The organism is Domibacillus sp. 8LH (assembly GCF_038806185.1).
GTDB lineage: Bacteria > Bacillota > Bacilli > Bacillales > Domibacillaceae > Domibacillus > Domibacillus indicus_A.
The window spans coordinates 1-231 of sequence record NZ_JAVJNG010000368.1; the positions used below are offsets into that span (position 1 = coordinate 1).

1 protein-coding gene is annotated in these 231 nt (G+C 53.2%); it reads right to left on the bottom strand.

Annotated elements, in window-relative coordinates; genetic code table 11:
• A partial coding sequence (locus RG959_RS25045; RefSeq protein WP_342799390.1) for a LexA family protein occupies positions 1–231 on the bottom strand: 231 nt, incomplete at both ends.

The window sequence follows — 231 nt, forward strand, 5'->3', positions numbered from 1 at the left end:
GGGTTAAGTGGCTTAAGGAAGCGTCTGCCGGCATCGATTACAAGCTTCTTAAAGGTCGCTTCGTTATCGCCTTCTAGCTTCGCTACAACCAGCTTTCCGTTGCGCGGCTCGACTTCAGGGTCAACAAGTATCGCTGCTCCCTCTGGTATGCTCAGGCCGGCCGGGGAGGTCATAGAATCCCCTTTAACGTCCAGCCAGAATGAATCTTCTGAGCAGTGAACAGTCGTGTCA